The following is a 19,036-nucleotide window of genomic DNA, read 5'->3' on the forward strand; positions in this document are numbered from 1 at the left end:
AGTCTCTAGCAAACGAGGCGGGTTCCGTTGTCGATCAGAGACTCCCGCCTAGAGAAAAAAAGAGGGGGCGCATGGGAGAGGCTTCGGGACTGAACTACTTAGGAATCCGGAACGTCCGGGAGGTCTACTGGAACCTGACGACGCCAGCTCTCTACGAAGCCGCCATTCGCCGTTACGAGGGAATGGTCAGTCATCTTGGACCTTTCGTCTTCCGGACGGGCGAGCACACCGGCCGCCTTCCCAAGGACAAGTTCCTCGTTCAGGAGCCCTCTTCCCAGGACAAAATCTGGTGGGGACCGGTGAATCAAGCGCTCTCGGAGGAGTCCTTCGAGCAGTTGCGGAGGCGACTTCTCGCTTATCTCCAGGGAAAGGACCTCTTTGTCCAAGACTGCTACGGAGGCTCCGATCCGCACTATCGTATTCCCCTCCGGATCATCACGGAACGGGCGGTCCACTCCCTGTTCGCCCGGACCCTCTTCGTGCGGGAGAAGGATCGTTCGAAGCTGCCCCACGCGAAGCCCGCTTTCACGATTATCCATGCTCCGGATTTCCACGCTGACCCCGGCTTCGATGGAACCCGGTCCGAGGCATTCATCACAATCCACCTCGGCAAGGGATTGGTGCTCATCGGCGGAACGGCCTACGCCGGAGAAATCAAGAAGTCGGTCTTCACGATTCTGAACTATCTCCTCCCGCTGCAGGGAATCCTTTCGATGCACTGCTCGGCCAACTTCGGCTCTTCCCCCGACGACACGACCCTCTTCTTTGGGCTGTCCGGCACCGGGAAGACCACCCTTTCCGCCGATCCGCATCGGACGCTCATCGGCGATGACGAGCACGGCTGGACTGATTCCGGCATCTTCAACTTCGAAGGAGGCTGCTACGCGAAAGCCATCCATCTCTCGGCCACCGGCGAGCCAGAGATCTATGCAGCGAGCCAGCGCTTCGGCGCTCTCTTGGAAAACGTCTCCCTCGATGTCGAAACACGCCGAATCGACTTCGACGACGAATCGCTGACGGAAAACACGCGTGCGGCCTATCCGGTCCGCTATCTGCCACACGCAGCCGCAGATGGGATGGGCGGGCATCCAAAAAACGTAGTCTTTCTCACCTGCGATGCCTTCGGCGTCCTGCCCCCCGTTTCGCGGCTCACGCAGGATCAGACTCTTTACCACTTCTTATCGGGATATACGGCAAAGGTAGCGGGGACCGAAGTGGGCATCCGGAGCCCCGAGGCTACCTTCAGCACCTGCTTCGGCGCTCCTTTCCTCGTGCATCCGCCCAAAACCTACGCGGAGCTGCTGAAGAAGAAGCTCGCCGAACACGGCTCTCGCGTCTGGCTGGTGAACACCGGCTGGTCGGGAGGTCCCTACGGGGAAGGGAGTCGCATCTCCCTGGCCGCTACGCGCGCTATCGTCCGTGCCATTTGTAACGGTTCCCTAGCAAAGGCCGACCTTGTGGAAGAGCCGTTTTTCCACCTCCAGATCCCTCGTACATGTCCGGATGTCGACGCTACGATCCTTTCGCCCCAATCGACCTGGAAAAATCCGGAGAGTTATCGGCATCAGGCGCAAAGGCTCGCTGCTCTCTTCCGGGAACATTTTGCCCGCTTCGGCGCTCATGTTCCCGCTGCTCTTGCCAAGGCGGGGCCTCTTGTCTAGCCTCGCAGGTTAGCCGGCTGGTTCGGTTCTAGCCGCCGGGACTCCCGCCCCGCACGCTTCGATTCCAGGTCCATTGCACAAGCCGCAGGAGAACGCTTTTGCGTGACGCAGGCTGGAGGGAGGCGATCCAACCGTGATCCGTTTTGCCCCGGCGTGCAGGAGCGGGTAGCTTCCTTCGTAAAGAGGCTCCATGGAAGTGCGCCTGTCCCAATCGCTGCAGGGGAAGATGGCCGCCCAGGAAGGGGAACGGCTCATTCGCGCCTGCGTCCATTGCGGCTTCTGCCTGCCGGCTTGCCCGACCTACCGAATCGTCGGGGACGAACTCGACAGCCCTCGCGGCCGTATCTACCTGATCAAAGAGGTGCTGGAAGGCCGGGGCGGGTCGGTGGCCCGGGAGCATCTGGATCGCTGCTTGCTCTGCCGGGCTTGCGAGCCGGCATGCCCATCCGGAGTCCAATATGGACGGCTTGCCACGGTGACTCGTCCTCTGGTCACGGCCCAGAGTCCTCGGACCCCCATCGATCGGCTGCTGCGCTGGATGATCGGCGCCGTGATTCCCTATCCCGCCCGCCTCACCCGGGCCGTCTCCCTGGCCCGACTGCTCCGGCCGTTGCTGCCGGCTCGCCTCGCGGAAAAGCTTCCCTCCGGCTTGCCGGCGCCGCCGCTCCTTGCGCTTCGGCGGCATCACCCCCGGCGGATGCTCATCGTCCCGGGCTGTGCCCAATCGGTTTTCTCCCCCGCAACCCACTTCTCCCTGGCCCGCATCTGTGACCGGTTGGGCATCGAGCCGATCCTCTCTCCCGGATCGGGATGCTGCGGCGCCCTCTTCCACCACTTCGGCTCGGAAGAACGGGCCATTCGCCAGATCCGACGCAATGTCGATCTCTGGTGGCCGGCGCTGGAAGCGGGAGCGGAAGCCTTGCTCATTCCGGCAAGCGCCTGCTCGCTCATGGTGCGTGAGTACCCCGAGCTTCTGGGAAGCGATCCAGCCTATGCCGAGCGCGCCCGTCGGATCGCAGACGCGCTCAAGGACCCAGCGGCTCTTCTCCTCTCGGAAAATGTAGACATTCCCATCGCCCCGCCCGGGCAGGCCGTCGCGCTGCACTGCCCATGCACCCAATCGCCGGGGGTCGTCGAAGCGCTCTTCCGGCAGATGGGAATTCGCCTTTCCCCGCAGCCCGACTCTCCCGCCTGTTGCGGAGCGGCGGGAGCCTACGCACTCCTGCAGCCGAAGCTCTCCGGCGAACTGCGCGACAGGAAAGTCGGCGCGCTCGAGGCGGGCGGCCCCGCGGAGATCCTGACGGCCAATATGGGCTGCCAGCTTCACCTCGCAAGCGGGACCCGGCTTCGCGTTCGCCACTGGATCGAACTGGTCGACGAATCCCAGGACCGAGCACTCGGGAACGAGGCCCGCGCCGCCGCCCCGTCGTAGGAGAGTTGTCAAAGCGCAGCTTTCCAGGCAATCGTCTCTTGTGGCTCGTCCGTCTCTTGGCTCGTTCCTCCGGCTCCGCACCGTGCAGCAGAAGCAAACGGACCTCCAGCAGGAGCCATCGGGAACAGAATTCGCCTCCTGCCCGCCCCAGGAAATCTTGCGGCGCCTGCGAAGGGCGGTCCCGGATTGCCCATTGCTTTCCCACCCGGAAGAGCTGCGGCCCTATGCGTGTGACGGACTGACCGCCTTCCGGGTAACCCCTTTGGCGGTGGCGATTCCGGAATCCGTCGCCCAGGTGCAGAAGATCCTCCGCGTCTGCCACGCGCTGCGCCTGCCGGTGATTCCCCGAGGGGCGGGAACCGGCTTGTCGGGAGGAGCTCTTCCGAGAAGGGACGGCCTGCTCTTGAGCATGGCCCGGTTTCGGAAGATCCTTGCGCTGGATCCCTTGAACCGAACGGCGCGAGTGGAACCGGGGGTAACGACTCGGGCGATCTCCCAAGCCGCTGCTCCTCATGGCCTCTTCTACGCTCCAGATCCTTCCTCCGAAGTTGCCTGCACGATCGGAGGGAACATTGCCGAAAACGCGGGCGGCCTCCATTGCCTGAAATACGGGTTGACCGTTCACAACGTGCTTTCCACAAAGATTGTTACCTCGGATGGGGAGTTGCTGACACTGGGGGCGGAAGCACTCGACTCGGCCGGCTTCGATCTCCTGGCCCTCTTCGTTGGATCGGAAGGACTGCTCGGGGTTGCTGTGGAAGCGACAGTCCGTCTCCTGCCGCGTCCTCCCTCGGCCCGCTTGATCGTCGCCGCGTTTGCCTCGGTCGATTCCGCAGCCGCAGCGGTGGGAAGGCTGATCGGTCGACAATTCATTCCGGCAGGACTGGAAATGATGGACAATTTGGCGATTCGGGCAGCCGAGAAGTTCGTTCACGCGGGCTATCCGGTGGATGCGGCCGCTCTCCTTCTCTGCGAGTGCGACGGACCGGCCGAGGAGGTGGACGAAGAGATCGCCCTCGCCGAAGGACTGTTGCGAGACGCGGGGGCCTACTTCTTGCGCCTCTCCTGCTCCGAGGAAGAGAGGCTTTTGCTTTGGAAAGGAAGGAAGTCGGCGTTCCCAGCCGCTGGCCGTATGGCGCCCGATTACTATTGCATGGATGGAACGATCCCTCGCCGGGCCATGCCGGAAGCCCTGCGTCGCATCGCTCGCCTTTCGGAGGAATTCGGGCTACCGGTTGCCAACGTCTTCCACGCGGGCGACGGCAACTTGCATCCCCTGATCCTCTATGATGCGAGTCGGCCCGAAGAGCTGACGAATGCAGAACGGCTCGGAGCCCGGATTTCCGAACTCTGCGTCGAGCTCGGAGGAGTGATCACCGGAGAGCATGGCGTCGGAGTAGAAAAGCTGGATCCGATGTGCATCCAGTTTCGAGCGCCGGAACTGGAACAATTTCATCGGATCAAAGCGGCATTTGATCCCGACGGCATCCTCAACCCGGGCAAGGCGATTCCGCAGCTCCGTCGGTGCGCCGAATTGGGGACCATGCATGTCCACGGGGGAAGATTGCCCTTTCCCGAGCTAGAACGATTTTAACCGCCATTTCTCAGAAGCAGGTTGAGCCTACTTCGACCGATTCCCAAGAGGAGAAGAGCCAGTGAGCCCGAGCGAGAGTGATCTTACGAAAGCGTTGGTCGATGAGGTCCGGCAAGCCCACGATTCCGGCACCCGGCTCCACCTCATCGGAGCGGATACTAAGCCGTTCCTCGGCCTCTCGGTCGAGGGCAGACGCCTCTCGCTGCGTGAGCATCGGGGCATCGTTCACTACGAACCGGCCGAACTTGTTCTGACTGCGCGAGCCGGAACTCCCTTGTCCGAAATTCACCATCTTCTAGCCGCTCAGGGACAGTGGCTCCCCTTCGAGCCGCCGTCCTTCGGTTCCTCTGCGACGCTCGGCGGGACGATCGCTTGCGGCCTCTCCGGACCGGCTCGCCCTTTCTTTGGGGCGGCTCGGGACTTCGTCCTCGGGGTGCGCCTGCTGGATGGGAGAGGCCGGGTTCTTCGCTTTGGTGGGGAGATGATCAAGAACGTGGCCGGCTTCGACGTTGCGCGCTTGGTAACCGGGGCGCAAGGAACCCTCGGCGCTCTGCTTGAGATCAGCCTCAAGGTGAGCCCGAAGCCATCCGCCTCGGAGACCCTGACGTGGGAGGAAGGACAGAAGGACGCCGTCCGCGTACTGAGCGAACTCGCCGTCAAGCCATTCTCCTTGAGCGCCGCGTGCCACGATGGCGAGCGCCTCTTCCTTCGCCTGAGCGGCACGGAAGCCGGCGTGCGGGCCGCGGCGAAGCGAATCGGAGGAGACCGTTTGGCGGATCCGGATGCCTTTTGGCGGTCACTGCGCGAGCGCACTCATCCTTTTTTCTCCATGCCCGGTGCGATCTGGCGGCTTTCGGTCCCCCCTGCAACTCTTCCGCTCGCGCCCGGCGCCGGAGCGCTCTTGATCGATTGGGGCGGAGCACAACGCTGGTGGAAAGGATCGGCCGAGCCTGCCGTCGTCTGGGAGTGGGCTCGATCCATGGGAGGCCATGCCGCTCTCCTGGACTCTGGCCGGTGCCAGATGCAGCCCCTGGATCCGGCGCTCTTTGCCCTTCAGAAAAGGCTCAAGGCCGCCTTTGACCCGAAAGGCATCCTCAATCCCGGGCGTCTATACGACGAACGATGACCCATTCCTCTTGCGCAGCCTACCCTGCCAGTGACGGGTTGCCCATGGTTTCCCGCTTTCCGCTTGACTCTTTCCTGCGATGTGGGATCGTGACCGAGGTTCTGCGAGAGAGAGCCGGACAGCAAGGGTTGTACGTGCTCTTTCCCATGGCCGCTGCGATCGGGGGAGACCCGGTAAGTCAGATGTGTTTGTATAGAGGAAAGATTGAATGAATAGAAGACTGTATGTTGGGAACCTCCCTTTCTCTCATCGAGAGGAAGACGTTCGCGCGCTCTTTAGCCAGTATGGGAAGGTCACCGAGGTCAACCTCATCATCGACCGAATGACGGGCCAGTCACGTGGCTTCGCCTTCGTCACGATGGAGAACCCGGAAGAATCCAAAGAGGCGATCGATAAGTTGCATGGCACCAAGGTCGAAGGAAGGAGTCTTGTCGTGAACGAGGCCAAGCCGAAGGAGGAAAGGTTCAGTCCCTCGGGTCCTGGCTCGGGCTCGGGAGGCTTCCGTAAGCGGGACCGGCGCTAGCCGGCTCTCGCGCCTTGGGGCGAAAGTCGCTTTTCTCGTTCTTCTCCCGTAGATGGAGGGTCAGCGAGAAACGAAGCTGGCTCGGTGAAGGTACTTTTTCTAGGCGATGTCGTCGGAGAAGCCGGACGAGAGGTGCTCCGCATTGCGATCGTTCGGATGCGTCAGAAGACACCGATCGATTTCGTCGTCGTCAACGGAGAGAATGCAGCCGGCGGCAATGGGATCACGCCCAAGATCACTTATGAGTTGCTCCGGTATGGCGCCGACGTCATCACGCTTGGCGACCATGCCTGGGATCAGCGAGAAATCGTTCCCTTTCTCGCCGACGAGCCGCGCCTTCTCCGCCCGCTCAACTATCCGCCGAATACGCCGGGGAGCGGCTCGATCGTCGTCCAAGGGAATGGAAAGAAGCTAGGCGTCCTATGTGCTCTGGGTCGTACATTCATGACGCCCCAGACGGATAATCCATTTCTAACGATTCGGCCCGCCATAGAAGCCATTCGGCGGGAGACGCCCTGCATTCTCGTGGATTTCCATTCGGAAGCCACTTCGGAAAAGATCGCCTTTGGGCGCTATCTCGACGGAGAGGTTTCCGCAGTGGTGGGCACACACACCCACGTGCAGACGGCTGACGGAAGGATTCTGCCGGGTGGCACGGCCTACGTGACCGATGTCGGCTTCTGCGGAGCGCACGATTCGGTCATCGGCCGCGACGTGGCGCCGGTCATCCAACGGTATATCAGTCTTCTTCCTCAAAGGTTTAGCTTGGCGACGAACGGCCTTCAGGCGGACGGCGTCTTACTCAGCCTAGATGACACATCCGGAAGAGCGCTCGGGATCGAGCCAATCCAACTCCCCATCTAGGAAATGCGGATTCCCGATCCGACGTCGTTTCCAGGTTGCGCAGGCGTACTGCTTGGGTGGATGGCCCTTTGCACGCGCCTGATGGCGGAGTCGTCCTCGCCTCCCGCCCAGAACCCACCTCTCTCTTGGATCCTCAATCGGATGGTCGACAAGCAGGAGGCTCTGGCGCATGAGCTCAATGCCTATCAGTTCCTTGAGGAGATCGACCTCGAGTTGTTGGGGAAGGACAACTCCCCCCGGAGTCATACCCACGTCGTCGTCAAAATCCTCCCGAACAGCCATGCCTTGATTCTCACGGACGCACCGGGTGACGAGAAAGCCAGGCGCGCGGCAGCCGAGGCGGAGGTGAAACAGGCAAGGCGAGGCATCGAGACGGTCTATTCCTTTCGGAAAGCCGTTCCCCGATTCCACGTGGTCCTCCTCGATCGCGAGGATTGGCACGGCGAGCCAGCTTATCACCTCGCCTTCGCGGGAAAGCCGAACGAGCCCTTCCGGACTCCACTCGAAAAGCTGCTCAACCACGTTCATGGGCAAATGCACGTCAGCGCCCGAGACTACTCGATCCTGGAAGCGCACGCTCTTCTGGCGGAGCCGGTCAACGTCGCCTGGTTTTTCGTCCGCTTCGAGCATCTCGATTTCTCCTATGCGGCCGAGCGCATCCCGCTCGGCTACGTACCTAAGACGGTCGCCTTTCGTTACTGGGTACGGATTCCTTTTGCCTCACGCCATGAACGCCAGCGTATCCATGTAGTCGACTATCGCCTCACGAAGCCGAGAGAGAGTCCTTCCAGACCATGAACGCCGTTACCCGAATGAAAACGTCAACGCCTTCCCCGGGCGATCTCGGCTTCCCCGTTCGTCTCGGACCAAGGCCTCTTCCCCAACGCTTTCAGGATCCGCGTTTCCTGGCGTCGATCCTTGCGTTCTTCGGTTTCCTCCTTCTTGTGAATCCGGGTTCCTTGGAGGGCCGGCGGGCGGCCATGACCCCTTTTTTGACGGAGCGGCTGGCCCGCTTCCTCGATACTTTGCCGCAGGGCAATCAGCTCCTCATTCGGAGTTACTTGGCATTCGACTGCACTCACGACCTGGTCGGGCCATCCGTTTGCGAAAAACGCAGCTTCTTTTTTGTCATCGAGCGAGGAAACGAGCGGCGAGGCAACCTGCTCTTCGTCAACCAGGGCAGCGAGTTCCGCTTCCTCCACTACTTCTCCTTCTCCACTCCTTACGCCGAGCTCCCCAAGATCGGTCTCTCCAAGGAAGAAACCCTCTGCGCGGCTCTCCTCTGGGCACAACATGAACTGCGCTCCGAAGGGCGCAATGCCCTTCAAGCCATGGTCGCGGAGAGCCAATTCCACTCCGTTCCACTCCAGAGAACCGCCTACCGCCTGCTGGGGATCGCTTGCCCATAGAAAAAGAGTCGCGCATCTTCTTTTCGATGGGCCGGACAGGCTCTTGCTCCGGACTTGCGAACCGTTTGTCGGACTTAGCCGCTATTGCTCACAAATTTCGTAGCCGAGGCGCCGCAAATAGGCTTGGATGCGAGGCGGGGCGCAGGTTTTCCCCCGGAGCTGTATGAGAACAAACTGCCAGGATGGAAAACCAAGCAAGAGCAAAGCCGACGAGCCCACTTTGCCAGCCGCAGGAGAAAGCTTGTGTGGAGTCGAGGAGTGGCGCGGTGCGACGTAGGAGAGCCATAGCGGGAGCTGCCCCTTTCGGTATGACAGTGCCTGAGTATCTCTCCCTATCGGCCGTTTCCACTCCCCGCTCATCAAACCGAACAGGCGGATTTCCCGCATTCGGCTTCCGGACAAGGTTGGCGCAGGATTATGCCCACGGTAAGTTCCACGTACAGCTCCCGAGGGAGATGAGGTCGAACTTGCCTTCGCTTTCTCCTGCAACGTCATCGGGAGCTTCCGAACACGCAAGGGAGGTTGTAGGCGTACCGCCACTCTCCGTTCTCGCTCCTTCCGACGTTTCCCTTGAACTAAGGCCCCTTCCCTCCCTCGGACTTTCTCCGAGCTCACAGGTAGTATGGACCTATCCGACTCCCACCTGGTCCCGCTTCGGCCCCTCGCAGGGCAGCGGTCGGTCCGCTCGGGGCCAGCCCGAGCTCCCGGCCAGATGGGCCTCCCGTGTTGATGCATCGTCCTTTGCACGCATGCCCTCGCCCAATACCCCGGCGGCTCTCCCCAGTGCACGTATTGCTCTCCTTCCCAGGGAGACAACGGCCTTCGCTTCTTTCTCACGAGCTCGGCGTCCGCATTGCCGGTTTCGAGGCTTTGTTCAGCGTTCACTTTCCTTAGGGCCTGCTTGCTCGCTGACCCGCTTCCCGGGCCTTTTCCCCCAGAGGCTTCGACCGCTGGCGTTACCACCAGTAGCCTCTCCGAGTGCTTCCGGCTGGAGCAATCGTTGCCGGGTGGAGATCACTCCCTCCCCACTGGGCGATGCACCCTTTTCACGACGCACGAGAAAAGGCGGTCAGCCTGCCGATCTCCCCAGCGTTCTCCCGGACTTCGCGAAAGCTCTTTTTGCTCCCTTGATTCCCGCAGAGGCGGCATCCTATAGTGTGTCCCCTTTTCTAGGCAAGAGACCGACCAGATGATCTTCGCAACCTGCCGTGAAACGCTGCCAGGGGAAAACCGGGTATCGTTGATCCCCGACGGAATCCCTGCCCTGATGAAGCTAGGTCTCGAGGTGATCCTCGAGACGGGCGCGGGCGAGGCGGCCGGCTTCCCCGACCCGGCCTATCGAGAACAAGGAGCGCGCCTGGAAGGCCGCCGTGAGGTGCTCCACCAAGCCCAGATTCTTTGTCAATTCCATCCGCCGACTCCGGAGGATATCGCCCAACTCTCCCCTGGTGCCGTCGTGCTCTCTCTCCTCTATCCCTTCACACGGCTTCCTCTGGTCGCCGAGATGGCCAAACGAGGTCTTACCGTCTTTGCCTTGGACCTTCTGCCCAGGATCAGCCGAGCCCAGTCGATGGACGCACTCAGCTCTCAAAGTACGGTGGCGGGCTACCGAGCCGTCGTGCTGGCCGCCTCCTCATTGCCCCGCTTCTTCCCGATGCTGATGACCCCCGCGGGCACGATTCCCCCCGCTCGTGTCTTCGTCATCGGAGCCGGCGTGGCGGGATTGCAGGCGATCGCAACGGCACGGCGTCTCGGAGCCATCGTCGAAGCGCATGATGTTCGCCCGGTGGCCAAGGAGCAGGTCGAGAGCCTCGGAGCGCGCTTCGTGGGTCTGGAGAAGGAAGCGGCGACCTCAGAGGATTCCTCGGGTTATGCGAAGGTCCAATCGGAAGAGTTCCTTCGACGCCAGCGGGAGCTCATCGCCGCCCAATGCGAAAAAGCCGATGTCGTGGTCACCACGGCGCTCATTCCCGGAAAGCCCGCGCCCATTCTCATCGTCAAGGAAGCGGTAGAGAGGATGCGCCCAGGATCGGTCATCGTTGACTTGGCGGCGGAGCAGGGTGGGAACTGCGAGTGGACCGAGCCCGGCCAGACCGTCGTTCGATCTGGAGTCACCCTACACGGCCCTCTCAATCCTTCCTCCGCGCTGGCTCCGCAAGCGAGCCTCTTTTATTCCAAGAACCTCCAAGCCTTTCTCTCCCTCCTTCTGAAGGATGGTGCCTTGCAGATCAAAACGGAGGATCCGATCTTCGGGCAGACGCTGGTCTGCCGAGCGGGACAGATCGTTCACGAAGGCGTACGAAAAGCAAGCGAAGCGAGCCCGCCCAAGCCAACGGGGTGATCTCTCGCCGCTCGGACCACTCAAAAACATCCCAAGGAGTCTCTTATGGAGCAACAGATCGATTGGATCACCAACCTCTACGTCTTTGTCCTGGCATCTTTCGTAGGCCTGGAGCTGATTCACAATGTCTCTCGGCTGCTCCACACCCCGCTCATGTCACTGACCAACGCGATCTCCTCGATCGCGCTGGTCGGCTCCCTTCTGCTGGCCGGCTCGGGCGGTAGCCTGCTTGCGGTGCTCCTGGGCACGGCTGCGGTCATCGCCTCCTCGATCAACGCGGTGGGAGGCTTCCTCATCACCGACCGCATCCTTCGCATGTTCCGCAAGAAAAACGACAGGTAGACGATGGTCGAACACTGGGTTCAGCTTGCCTATCTAGTGGCGGCGACCCTCTTCATCCTCTCGTTGAGATGGATGAACGAGGTGCGCACCGCCCGTTTAGGGAACTGGGCGGGCTCGATCGGAATGGCCATCGCCGTCGTAGCCACGCTCGGCAAGCCGGAAATTCATAGCTTCCTCTGGATCGGCGTGGCGCTCGTCATTGGGGTAGCGATCGGAACTCCCATGGCGCTGCTCATGCCCATGACCGCGGTGCCGCAGCGGACCGCGCTTTCGCATGCATTCGGCGCCCTGGCGGCCGGCCTGGTCGGCACTGCGGAATACTACCTCCGCGGACGAACCCTCGGAGCAGGCGCAACCGCCATTCTCTGCGCCGAGGTCCTGCTCGGGTTTCTGACCTTTACGGGCAGCCTGCTCGCTTTTGGAAAGCTCCACGAGATCCTGCCGACCCGACCCATCCTCTATCCGGGACGAAATTTCGTGAGCTTGGCGGTCTTGGCGCTGGCGATCCTTTCGGCCTTCTGGCTGGCTTCCGCACCGACTCCTCACGGGATCCTCTTCGGCTTCTTCATCGTCTTGTCCCTCCTCTTCGGAGTCCTTCTTGTCCTGCCGATCGGGGGAGCCGATATGCCGACCGTGATCTCGATCCTCAACGCCTATGCCGGCCTGTCCGCTTCGTTCATGGGCTTTCTCCTCAACAACAAGCTCTTGATTCTAGCCGGAGCGCTTGATGGCTCGTCGGGCTTGATCCTCTCCATTCAAATGTGCAAGGCGATGAATCGCTCTTTCACCAATGTCTTGTTCGGGGCGGTTGGCCATGCCGTAGAAACCGCGGCTCCCCATCGGGACGGGCGTTCGATCCAGGGCTACACCCCCCAGGAGGCGAGTACCGTCTTCGAGGGAGCCCGCGCCGTCGTGGTCGTGCCCGGCTATGGGATGGCGGCAGCCCAGGCTCAACATGTCGTCAAGGAGCTGACCGATCGGCTCAGCTCCCGAGGGGTCGACGTAAAGTTTGGGATCCACCCGGTGGCCGGCCGAATGCCGGGACACATGAACGTGCTGCTTGCAGAGGCAGACGTCTCGTACGACCGGCTAGTCGAAATGGAACAGATCAATCCGCTCTTTCCTGAAACCGACGTGGTGATCATCGTCGGCGCCAACGACATCACCAACCCAGCGGCCCGCACCCGTCCGGACTCTCCTCTCTATGGAATGCCCATTTTGGAAGTCGACAAGGCCAAGACGATCCTCTTCATCAAGCGGAGCATGGCCACCGGATTTGCGGGCGTGGACAACGATCTTTTCTACCTCTCGAAGACCATGATGGTCTTCGGCGACGCCAAGAAGGTGCTCAACGAGCTGATCGCGGCGCTCTAACCGGCATGTCTCACAAAGTTCCTACCCGAGGCGCGGCGAATGGGCCCGGTGCAAGGCGGGCGCCGGTTTTCCCCCGGAACGGTAGGATGACATGCTGCGAGGAGGGAAAACCAAGTCTCAACGAAGCAGCCGGGCCCATTTTGCAAGCCGCAGGAGAACCCTTGTAAGACAGGCAGGTTGAACTCCTCTTCACGGAATCAAGACGATCTTGCCCAAGGCTCCCGGTTCCAGAACACGACGATGAGCCATAGGCGCCTGCTCCAGCGGGAGCTCTTGCCTCACGATCGGGCGAAGCGTGCCATTCGCCAAGCCCGCATCGAGCGCAGCACGAAGACTCGCCCTCTCCTTTTCCGAGGCACGGAAGATGGAAACTCCCAAGAGGCAGGCCTCTCGGGAGAGGAGCGCGCGAGGATCGATTTCGACCGAGCCCCGGGAACCGATCACGACAGCCCGTCCTCCGACCGCGAGGAGCTGGAGATCACGGCCGAGATGAACGTTGGCAAGCATTTCCAAGAGAACGGCGACCCCTTCCCCTTTCGTCCACTCCCTCACCTCCTCTCCATGCGTTTCCGAGTGGTGATCGACGACCAGTTCGGCCCCCTGCTCCCGCGCGACCTTGCGCCCATCGACCGTTCCCGCTGACGCAGCGACCCGGCACCCGGCCGCGGTGGCCCATTGAATGGCGGCGATGCCCACCGCACCGCTCCCGCCATGAATGAAGACAGACTCGGAGGCCAGCGCCCTAGCCTTTTGGAAGAGAGCGCGGTAGGCCGTCGCATACGGAATGAAGATTCCCGCACCCTGTGCGAAAGAAACCGCCTCCGGGAGCACGCCGGTCTGCTCCTTCTCGCATAGTGCCAATTCGGCGTAGGTCCCGGTGACGCTACCGCCGAGATAAACCCGATCGCCCGGTTTCCGATGCGAAACTGCTGCTCCGACTCGTTCGACCACGCCCGCACCGTCCTGTCCGGGAGTATAGGGTAGATCGGGAAGCACCCCGAAGCGGCCGGAACGGATATAGGTGTCGAGCGGGTTCACTCCAGCGGCCTTGATCCGAACGAGAAGCTGATCCGGCCCAGGCTCCGGATCCGGTACCTCTTCCCACCTCATCACCTCGGGCTCGCCAAACGCATGAACGCGAATCGCCTTCATTTCCCATGTCCTCCGTAGTGCATGCCGACTCGTCCGAGTGGGATTCTCCAGCCGTCGCTACTTCTGCTCCCGCAGTCGAGGGCGGAAGCCTCGGATATGATCCAGGCACTCGGCAATCGCCGGCCCGAGAAGCGAGAGACATTCCCGGACGGCGGAAGGGCGGCCCGGCAGGTTGATGATCAAACAGCGTCCGCGAATCCCGGCGGTCGCCCGGGAGAGAATCGCGGTTGGAACCCGTGCGTAGGAGAGAGAGCGCATGATCTCTCCAAACCCGGGCAGCTCCTTCTGAAGGACTTGGCGCGTCGCCTCTGGAGTCACGTCCCGGGGGGCAGGCCCGGTCCCGCCTGTGGTGAGCGCCAGGGCGCACTCCTCCCGATCGGCGAGGCGGCGGAGAGCCTCCACAATCTGCTTCTCTTTGTCTGGAAGAAGGACTCGAACAAATTCGATCGGCTCGGCAAAGATCTCCTCGACCAGTCGCTCGATCTCGGGACCGCTCTGATCCTCGTAGACGCCGGTATGGGCCCGATCGCTCAGGGTAACCCGTCCGACCTTCATGATCCCCGCTTTCCCGCAACCGGCTCCTTCTCCTTTTTCAGGAGCCGCACCCCTTCGATCGACATGCCCTTGTCGACCGCTTTGCACATGTCGTACAGCGTCAAGGCCGCCACCACGACCGCGGTCAGCGCCTCCATTTCCACGCCGGTCTTGCCCACGGTTTCTGCCGCCGCGACAATCCGAATCTGGTCCCGCTCGGGCGTCAGTCGCACTTCTACGTGATGGAGGGGCAGGAGATGACAGAGGGGGATGAGCTCCGCCGCTTTCTTCGCTCCGAGAATGCCGGCGACCTGCGCCACCGTGAGAACATCCCCCTTGGGCAGTGCTTGACTACGAAGCTTTTCTACTGTTTCCGCTGCCAGCCGCAAGAATCCCTCCGCGACCGCCCGGCGGTTCTGGTCGATCTTTCCGGTCACCCGGACCATGCGTGCCCGCCCGATGTCATCCAAGTGGGAAAAGGAGTCCGAAGGAGATGGGGAGCCGGATTTCATGAGCAGCGGAGAAAGGCGAGAAGTTCCTTCGCGGCAAGGTGACGGCACCCTTTGGGAAGGCGAGCGAAACCCTGCGTACGTGCCAGAACAGGAACGGAAGCCGAGCCGGTCCACGGCAGCGGGTGAAGCCAGATCGATCCGTCTTCGGAACCAATCGTCACCGGCCAGAAGGTCTCCCGCGGAAGAGGACCGCAGGGGAGATCCACGCCAAGGCGCCCGGTCTGCCACGGAACGGAGAAGGGCAGTCCGGAGAGGGCATTGAGCAGAGGCGTCACGAAGAGCCAAAAAAGCACCAGGTGCGCGCCTGGATTGCCGGGTAGTCCCAGAACCAGGGTTTTACCCCGGGAGGCACAAAGAAAGGGCTTCCCCGGCCGAATCTCCACCCCATGGAAATGGACGGTGCATCCCAGGGCGGCCAAAGCCTCTCTCACCAGATCGGCCTCGCCAGGCCCCAACCCTCCGGAGAGCAGGAGAACGTCTACTTTCGCGATCCACGCATCGATCGCCTGCTCCATTTCGGCTCGAACATCCGGGACCCACTGCTGTCCGACCATCTCGACCCCCACCCGATCACAGAGCGCGGCCATCATCGGACCGTTGACGTCGTAGATCTGGCCCTCCGGGAGAGGCTTCCCCGCTGGAGCCAGCTCATCCCCGGAAAGGAGATGCGCCGCCCGGAGTCGCCGAGAAACCAAGGCCTCGCTCCTCCCCAGACTTGCCAGGAGGGCGATCTGGCCCGCACCGAGCCGAACTCCTGGAGTCAGCAAAAGGTCGCCCGGCTTGGCATCCTCTCCCCTGGTTTGGATATTGGGGGATGCCAGTGGAGAACGAACGCGGATCCCTTCGCCGGCACGCTCGACCTCCTCTTGCCTCACCACGTGTGTGACGCCCTCCGGAACGACACCGCCCGTCATGATGCGCACGGCCCCGCCTGGAGGAAGAGTTTCCGGAAACGGTCGGCCCGCCCCGGAAGACCCGCAGACGGGGAGCGGGCCGGGGAGGTCTTCGGCGCGCACCGCATATCCATCCACCAGCGCGCGGGAAAAAGGAGGAAGAGGAGTCTCCGCCCAAACCGATTCGGCCAGTATCCTTCCGGACAGATCACCCAACGGTACCGGTTCGGACCCGATCGGCTTAGCCAAGGTTCCCAGGATGCGCCATGCCTCTTCCGCCGTCACCATCGCTCTCAAGAAAGCCTCTCGCGTTTGCCGTACGCAAGCGGAAAGCATGGCGAGGCATCCGTTACCGCCCCTTGCGTCGTCAAACGCGAGCCCTTATGCTGCCGACATGGACGAGAAGAAGCATGGCTCCGGTCAGTGGGTAGTGTTCGAGGCCCGCCTCCACCAATTGCGGAGGTTTCTTTGACGCCGATCGACTTTTTGCCGAACGTCAGCAGATCGAGGGGCTCATGGCATCCGCTGGATTCTGGTCCAATCGGGAGGAAGCGGAACGGATCATCGCTCGCAACAAGGAGGTCCGCTCCCGATTGCAGGATCTGAGCAGCCTCGAGCGGCGTGTTGCGGACCTGCGTGCCCTCGAAGAGCTGCTTGGCGAACATCCGGATTCCGCGCTCGAGGCAGAGTTTGCCCACGAATTGTCCGAGACGGCATCGCACTTTGCCGAGGCGGAGCTCCGGCTGCTTCTGGCTGATCCGCTCGATATCAAAAGCGCCATTCTGGGCATCCATGCGGGAGCTGGTGGCACCGAGGCCTGCGATTGGGCCGCGATGCTCCTCCGGATGTATCAGCGCTATGCCGAGCGGCATGCTTTTCGTTTTGAAATCCTCGATCTTCTCGCCGGCGAGGAAGCCGGACTCAAGACGGCCACCGTCTTGATCGAAGGCTCCTATGCGTACGGCTATTTGAAGGGCGAGAGAGGGGTGCACCGGCTGGTACGCATCTCTCCGTTCAATGCCCAGGGCAAACGCCAGACGAGCTTTGCCTCCATCGACATCGTCGCCGAGGTCGCGGAGGAGGTTATGATCGAAATCCCCCCCTCCGATTTGAGGATTGACGTCTTCCGGTCCGGTGGTCACGGAGGACAGGGAGTCAACACGACCGATTCCGCGGTGCGCATCACTCATCTGCCGAGCGGGATTGTCGTCACCTGTCAGAACCAGCGCTCCCAACTCCAAAACCGAGCCACTGCTCTACGGGTCCTGCGCTCCCGCCTTCACGAGGTGGAGTTGGACCGGCGGAGGACGGAGCAGGAGCGCATCTACGGCGAGAAGGGAGAAATTGGCTGGGGGCGCCAGATTCGCTCCTATGTGATGCAACCTTACCAGCTCGTGCGCGACCTACGCACCGGGGAAGAAACTTCCAACATTCAAGGGGTTCTCGATGGTGAGCTGGATTCTTTTCTCTCGGCTTTCCTCAAAGGCAAGACGCGCTCCTCCCCGGTGGAGGCCGAGCAATAGCCGCCAGCGCCTGGAGTATCCGTGCTCCGTCTCCTCCGCGTCGAACACTTACCCCTGATCGGCTGCCTCGAATGGGAGCTCGGCCCCGGCTTCACGGTGATCACGGGCGAGACGGGAGCCGGGAAATCCCTCCTAATCGGGGCCTTGGGCCTTCTCCTAGGAAATCGTGCAGACCGAGCTCTCTATCTCGATGGGGATAAACCCTGCTCGGTTGAAGGAGATTTTTTCTTGAACAGCGATGCGACAATGACCCTGACCCCTTTGTTGGAGTCGAGCGGGATCGCTCCCTGCGAAGAAGGAAGGCTCCTGGTCAAGCGAAGTATTTCGCCCTCCGGAGGGAGTCGGCAATTTATCAATGGCTGCTCGACCACCCTGGCGGTCTTGCGACGGGTCGGCGACTCGCTGCTCGACCTCCACGGACCACATGAGCACCAGTCCCTCCTTCCGCGCAGCGCCCAACTCTCTCTTCTCGATGCGTTCGGCGGCTTGCAGGAGCGGGTCGCCCAACTGGAAGACGCCTTCGAGAAGCTCGAACTCGCACGAAGCCGAGAGAGGATCTTCTCCGATCCGGAGCGCGAACGCCAGCGCCTGCGCTGGACAAGCATGGTCCAGGAGATCGGACAAGCGGCGATCCGGCTCGAAGAAGAGGAGGAGATCCACCAGGAGCTTGAGCTCGCCCAGCATGGCTGGAAGCTGCTCGAAATGGTCGGCGAGCTCGATGCGCTCCTTTTCACCGAGGGAGGCGCTCTCGACCGGCTCTCCCGAGCTCGCCGCGTCCTCACCGCCTGGTCGAGTCTGGACGCTACCGGCGCCGCCAAGGCCGGAGAGCTCCTGGAAGCTGCGACCGTGGGCCTGCAGGAGATGGGGGTGCTCCTCACCAGCTATCGAGAACGATTAGACGTGGATCCCGATCGTCTGAACGCTCTGGAGCAGCGTCGGAGCCATCTTGAAGGCTTGAAGCGGAAATATGGCCCAACCCTCGCCGACGTCCTCCTGAGCCTCCAGAATGCGGAGCGCCAGCTCGAGGACGAGGAAACGGAGCGCCGACAACATCGCGAGCTTGCGGAAAAACGACCCGAACTGGAACGCCGCTTCGAGGAAATCCTTCGGACGCTCGCGGAAGAGAGGCGGCGCGTGGGAACCATCCTCGCCCAAAAAGTATCCGCCGTGCTGGCGGAACTCGGATTTCCCCGCGCGGATTTCCAGGTGGAGTGGATGGTCCGTCCGCAGCCGGGACGGAGAGGAGCCGAAGAGGTCGAATTTCTTTTTGCGCCCAACCCCGGCCGTCCCCCCCTCCCCCTGCGGGAAACCGCATCGAGCGGGGAGATGGCTCGCGTGATGCTCGCGATCAAGACGGTGCTCGCCGCCGTCGATCACGTGCCCGTTCTCATCTTCGACGAGATAGACGCCAATGTTGCCGGCGAAACGGCCTGGAAGGTGGGAGCCCATCTTCGGCTCCTGGGCAGGCAACATCAAGTGATTTGCGTCACTCACCTGGCTCCCGTTGCAGCCCAAGGCGACGCGCATTTTCGTGTCAGCAAAGAGCCTGCAGGCAACGGCGTCTCGGTCTCCCTCGCTCAGCTTGGTTTTCCCGAAAGAGCGGAAGAGCTTGCGCGCATGTTAGGAGGCAAGAGCGACGAATCCCTTGCCCTGGCCACTCGCATGCTCACGGAAACGCCGCGCCCGGCTTCCCCGACTTCTGGTGCAAAGCCATCCTGATCGCGCCCATTTCTCGCAAAATTCGTACCCGAGGCGA

16 protein-coding genes and 1 pseudogene are annotated in these 19,036 nt (G+C 61.9%); 13 read left to right on the top strand and 4 right to left on the bottom strand.

The annotated features are described in order from the left end of the window. The first annotated feature begins 71 nt into the window (after positions 1 to 71). The 11 genes from pckA (at position 72) to A37A_RS0105490 (ending at position 12,666) form a co-directional block, all read left to right on the top strand. Positions 72 to 1,661, top strand: a complete 1,590-nt coding sequence (gene pckA, locus A37A_RS0105430) for a phosphoenolpyruvate carboxykinase (ATP) (RefSeq protein WP_018290508.1) — start codon at positions 72 to 74, stop codon at positions 1,659 to 1,661. Positions 1,662 to 1,851: 190 nt separating this feature from the next. Then, entirely contained in the window at positions 1,852 to 3,093 is a 1,242-nt protein-coding gene (glcF, locus tag A37A_RS15970; RefSeq protein ID WP_018290510.1) for a glycolate oxidase subunit GlcF, read from the top strand. A gap of 154 nt (positions 3,094 to 3,247) precedes the next feature. Beyond that, positions 3,248 to 4,687, top strand: a complete 1,440-nt coding sequence (locus A37A_RS0105440) for an FAD-linked oxidase C-terminal domain-containing protein (RefSeq protein WP_051076274.1) — start codon at positions 3,248 to 3,250, stop codon at positions 4,685 to 4,687. 61 nt (positions 4,688 to 4,748) lie between these two features. Further along, the gene (gene glcE, locus A37A_RS0105445) at positions 4,749 to 5,813 is read left to right on the top strand and encodes a glycolate oxidase subunit GlcE (RefSeq protein WP_018290512.1); all 1,065 of its coding nucleotides are present in this window, start codon (positions 4,749 to 4,751) and stop codon (positions 5,811 to 5,813) included. A 208-nt stretch (positions 5,814 to 6,021) separates the two neighbouring features. Next, entirely contained in the window at positions 6,022 to 6,336 is a 315-nt protein-coding gene (locus tag A37A_RS0105455; protein ID WP_018290514.1) for an RNA-binding protein, read from the top strand. A gap of 84 nt (positions 6,337 to 6,420) precedes the next feature. Beyond that, entirely contained in the window at positions 6,421 to 7,200 is a 780-nt protein-coding gene (locus A37A_RS0105460) for a TIGR00282 family metallophosphoesterase (protein WP_020494056.1), read from the top strand. Positions 7,201 to 7,260: 60 nt separating this feature from the next. After that, positions 7,261 to 7,998: a hypothetical protein gene (locus A37A_RS0105465; RefSeq protein WP_018290516.1), complete on the top strand. Its 738-nt coding sequence runs from the start codon at positions 7,261 to 7,263 to the stop codon at positions 7,996 to 7,998. Positions 7,999 to 8,012: 14 nt separating this feature from the next. Continuing rightward, positions 8,013 to 8,609: a hypothetical protein gene (locus A37A_RS15975; protein ID WP_020494058.1), complete on the top strand. Its 597-nt coding sequence runs from the start codon at positions 8,013 to 8,015 to the stop codon at positions 8,607 to 8,609. Between the two features lie 1,189 nt (positions 8,610 to 9,798). Beyond that, positions 9,799 to 10,950, top strand: a complete 1,152-nt coding sequence (locus A37A_RS0105480) for a Re/Si-specific NAD(P)(+) transhydrogenase subunit alpha (RefSeq protein ID WP_018290519.1) — start codon at positions 9,799 to 9,801, stop codon at positions 10,948 to 10,950. 45 nt (positions 10,951 to 10,995) lie between these two features. Beyond that, complete coding sequence (locus A37A_RS0105485; protein ID WP_018290520.1) at positions 10,996 to 11,292, top strand: NAD(P) transhydrogenase subunit alpha; 297 nt, start codon at positions 10,996 to 10,998, stop codon at positions 11,290 to 11,292. Between the two features lie 3 nt (positions 11,293 to 11,295). Then, the gene (locus A37A_RS0105490) at positions 11,296 to 12,666 is read left to right on the top strand and encodes an NAD(P)(+) transhydrogenase (Re/Si-specific) subunit beta (protein ID WP_018290521.1); all 1,371 of its coding nucleotides are present in this window, start codon (positions 11,296 to 11,298) and stop codon (positions 12,664 to 12,666) included. A gap of 189 nt (positions 12,667 to 12,855) precedes the next feature. Here the strand turns inward: A37A_RS0105490 and A37A_RS0105495 are convergent, their stop codons facing one another. The 4 genes from A37A_RS0105495 to A37A_RS15980 are packed head-to-tail and all read right to left on the bottom strand — an operon-like array spanning position 12,856 to position 16,045. Continuing rightward, positions 12,856 to 13,818 carry an NADPH:quinone reductase gene (locus A37A_RS0105495; RefSeq protein ID WP_018290522.1) on the bottom strand — a complete coding sequence of 321 codons (963 nt, stop codon included), beginning with the start codon at positions 13,816 to 13,818 and terminating at the stop codon, positions 12,856 to 12,858. A 57-nt stretch (positions 13,819 to 13,875) separates the two neighbouring features. Beyond that, positions 13,876 to 14,373 carry a molybdopterin adenylyltransferase gene (gene mog, locus A37A_RS0105500; RefSeq protein WP_018290523.1) on the bottom strand — a complete coding sequence of 166 codons (498 nt, stop codon included), beginning with the start codon at positions 14,371 to 14,373 and terminating at the stop codon, positions 13,876 to 13,878. After that, positions 14,370 to 14,864 (bottom strand): cyclic pyranopterin monophosphate synthase MoaC, encoded by a 495-nt coding sequence (moaC, locus tag A37A_RS0105505; RefSeq protein ID WP_018290524.1) that lies wholly within the window; start codon positions 14,862 to 14,864, stop codon positions 14,370 to 14,372. Before moaC ends, mog begins: the two co-directional genes overlap by 4 nt. Then, positions 14,861 to 16,045 carry a molybdopterin molybdotransferase MoeA gene (locus tag A37A_RS15980; RefSeq protein WP_018290525.1) on the bottom strand — a complete coding sequence of 395 codons (1,185 nt, stop codon included), beginning with the start codon at positions 16,043 to 16,045 and terminating at the stop codon, positions 14,861 to 14,863. Before A37A_RS15980 ends, moaC begins: the two co-directional genes overlap by 4 nt. 170 nt (positions 16,046 to 16,215) lie before the next feature. Between A37A_RS15980 and prfB the strand changes: the two are divergent. Then, positions 16,216 to 17,280: pseudogene (gene prfB / locus A37A_RS0105520) on the top strand (peptide chain release factor 2); the annotation flags it as partial. A gap of 21 nt (positions 17,281 to 17,301) precedes the next feature. Then, entirely contained in the window at positions 17,302 to 18,999 is a 1,698-nt protein-coding gene (recN, locus tag A37A_RS15985) for a DNA repair protein RecN (protein WP_018290527.1), read from the top strand. Positions 19,000 to 19,036: the final 37 nt, after the last annotated feature.

This window comes from Verrucomicrobium sp. 3C (assembly GCF_000379365.1).
GTDB lineage: Bacteria > Verrucomicrobiota > Verrucomicrobiia > Methylacidiphilales > Methylacidiphilaceae > Methylacidimicrobium.

Bases quoted from the DNA above. Each gene is read 5' to 3' on its own strand.
- pckA (WP_018290508.1), top strand. From the start codon at position 72: ATGGGAGAGGCTTCGGGACTGAACTACTTAGGAATCCGGAACGTCCGG.
- glcF (WP_018290510.1), top strand. From the start codon at position 1,852: ATGGAAGTGCGCCTGTCCCAATCGCTGCAGGGGAAGATGGCCGCCCAG.
- A37A_RS0105455 (WP_018290514.1), top strand. From the start codon at position 6,022: ATGAATAGAAGACTGTATGTTGGGAACCTCCCTTTCTCTCATCGAGAG.
- A37A_RS0105465 (WP_018290516.1), top strand. From the start codon at position 7,261: ATGGCCCTTTGCACGCGCCTGATGGCGGAGTCGTCCTCGCCTCCCGCC.
- A37A_RS15975 (WP_020494058.1), top strand. From the start codon at position 8,013: ATGAAAACGTCAACGCCTTCCCCGGGCGATCTCGGCTTCCCCGTTCGT.
- A37A_RS0105480 (WP_018290519.1), top strand. From the start codon at position 9,799: ATGATCTTCGCAACCTGCCGTGAAACGCTGCCAGGGGAAAACCGGGTA.
- A37A_RS0105485 (WP_018290520.1), top strand. From the start codon at position 10,996: ATGGAGCAACAGATCGATTGGATCACCAACCTCTACGTCTTTGTCCTG.
- A37A_RS0105490 (WP_018290521.1), top strand. From the start codon at position 11,296: ATGGTCGAACACTGGGTTCAGCTTGCCTATCTAGTGGCGGCGACCCTC.
- A37A_RS0105495 (WP_018290522.1), bottom strand. From the start codon at position 13,818: ATGAAGGCGATTCGCGTTCATGCGTTTGGCGAGCCCGAGGTGATGAGG.
- mog (WP_018290523.1), bottom strand. From the start codon at position 14,373: ATGAAGGTCGGACGGGTTACCCTGAGCGATCGGGCCCATACCGGCGTC.
- moaC (WP_018290524.1), bottom strand. From the start codon at position 14,864: ATGAAATCCGGCTCCCCATCTCCTTCGGACTCCTTTTCCCACTTGGAT.
- A37A_RS15980 (WP_018290525.1), bottom strand. From the start codon at position 16,045: ATGGTGACGGCGGAAGAGGCATGGCGCATCCTGGGAACCTTGGCTAAG.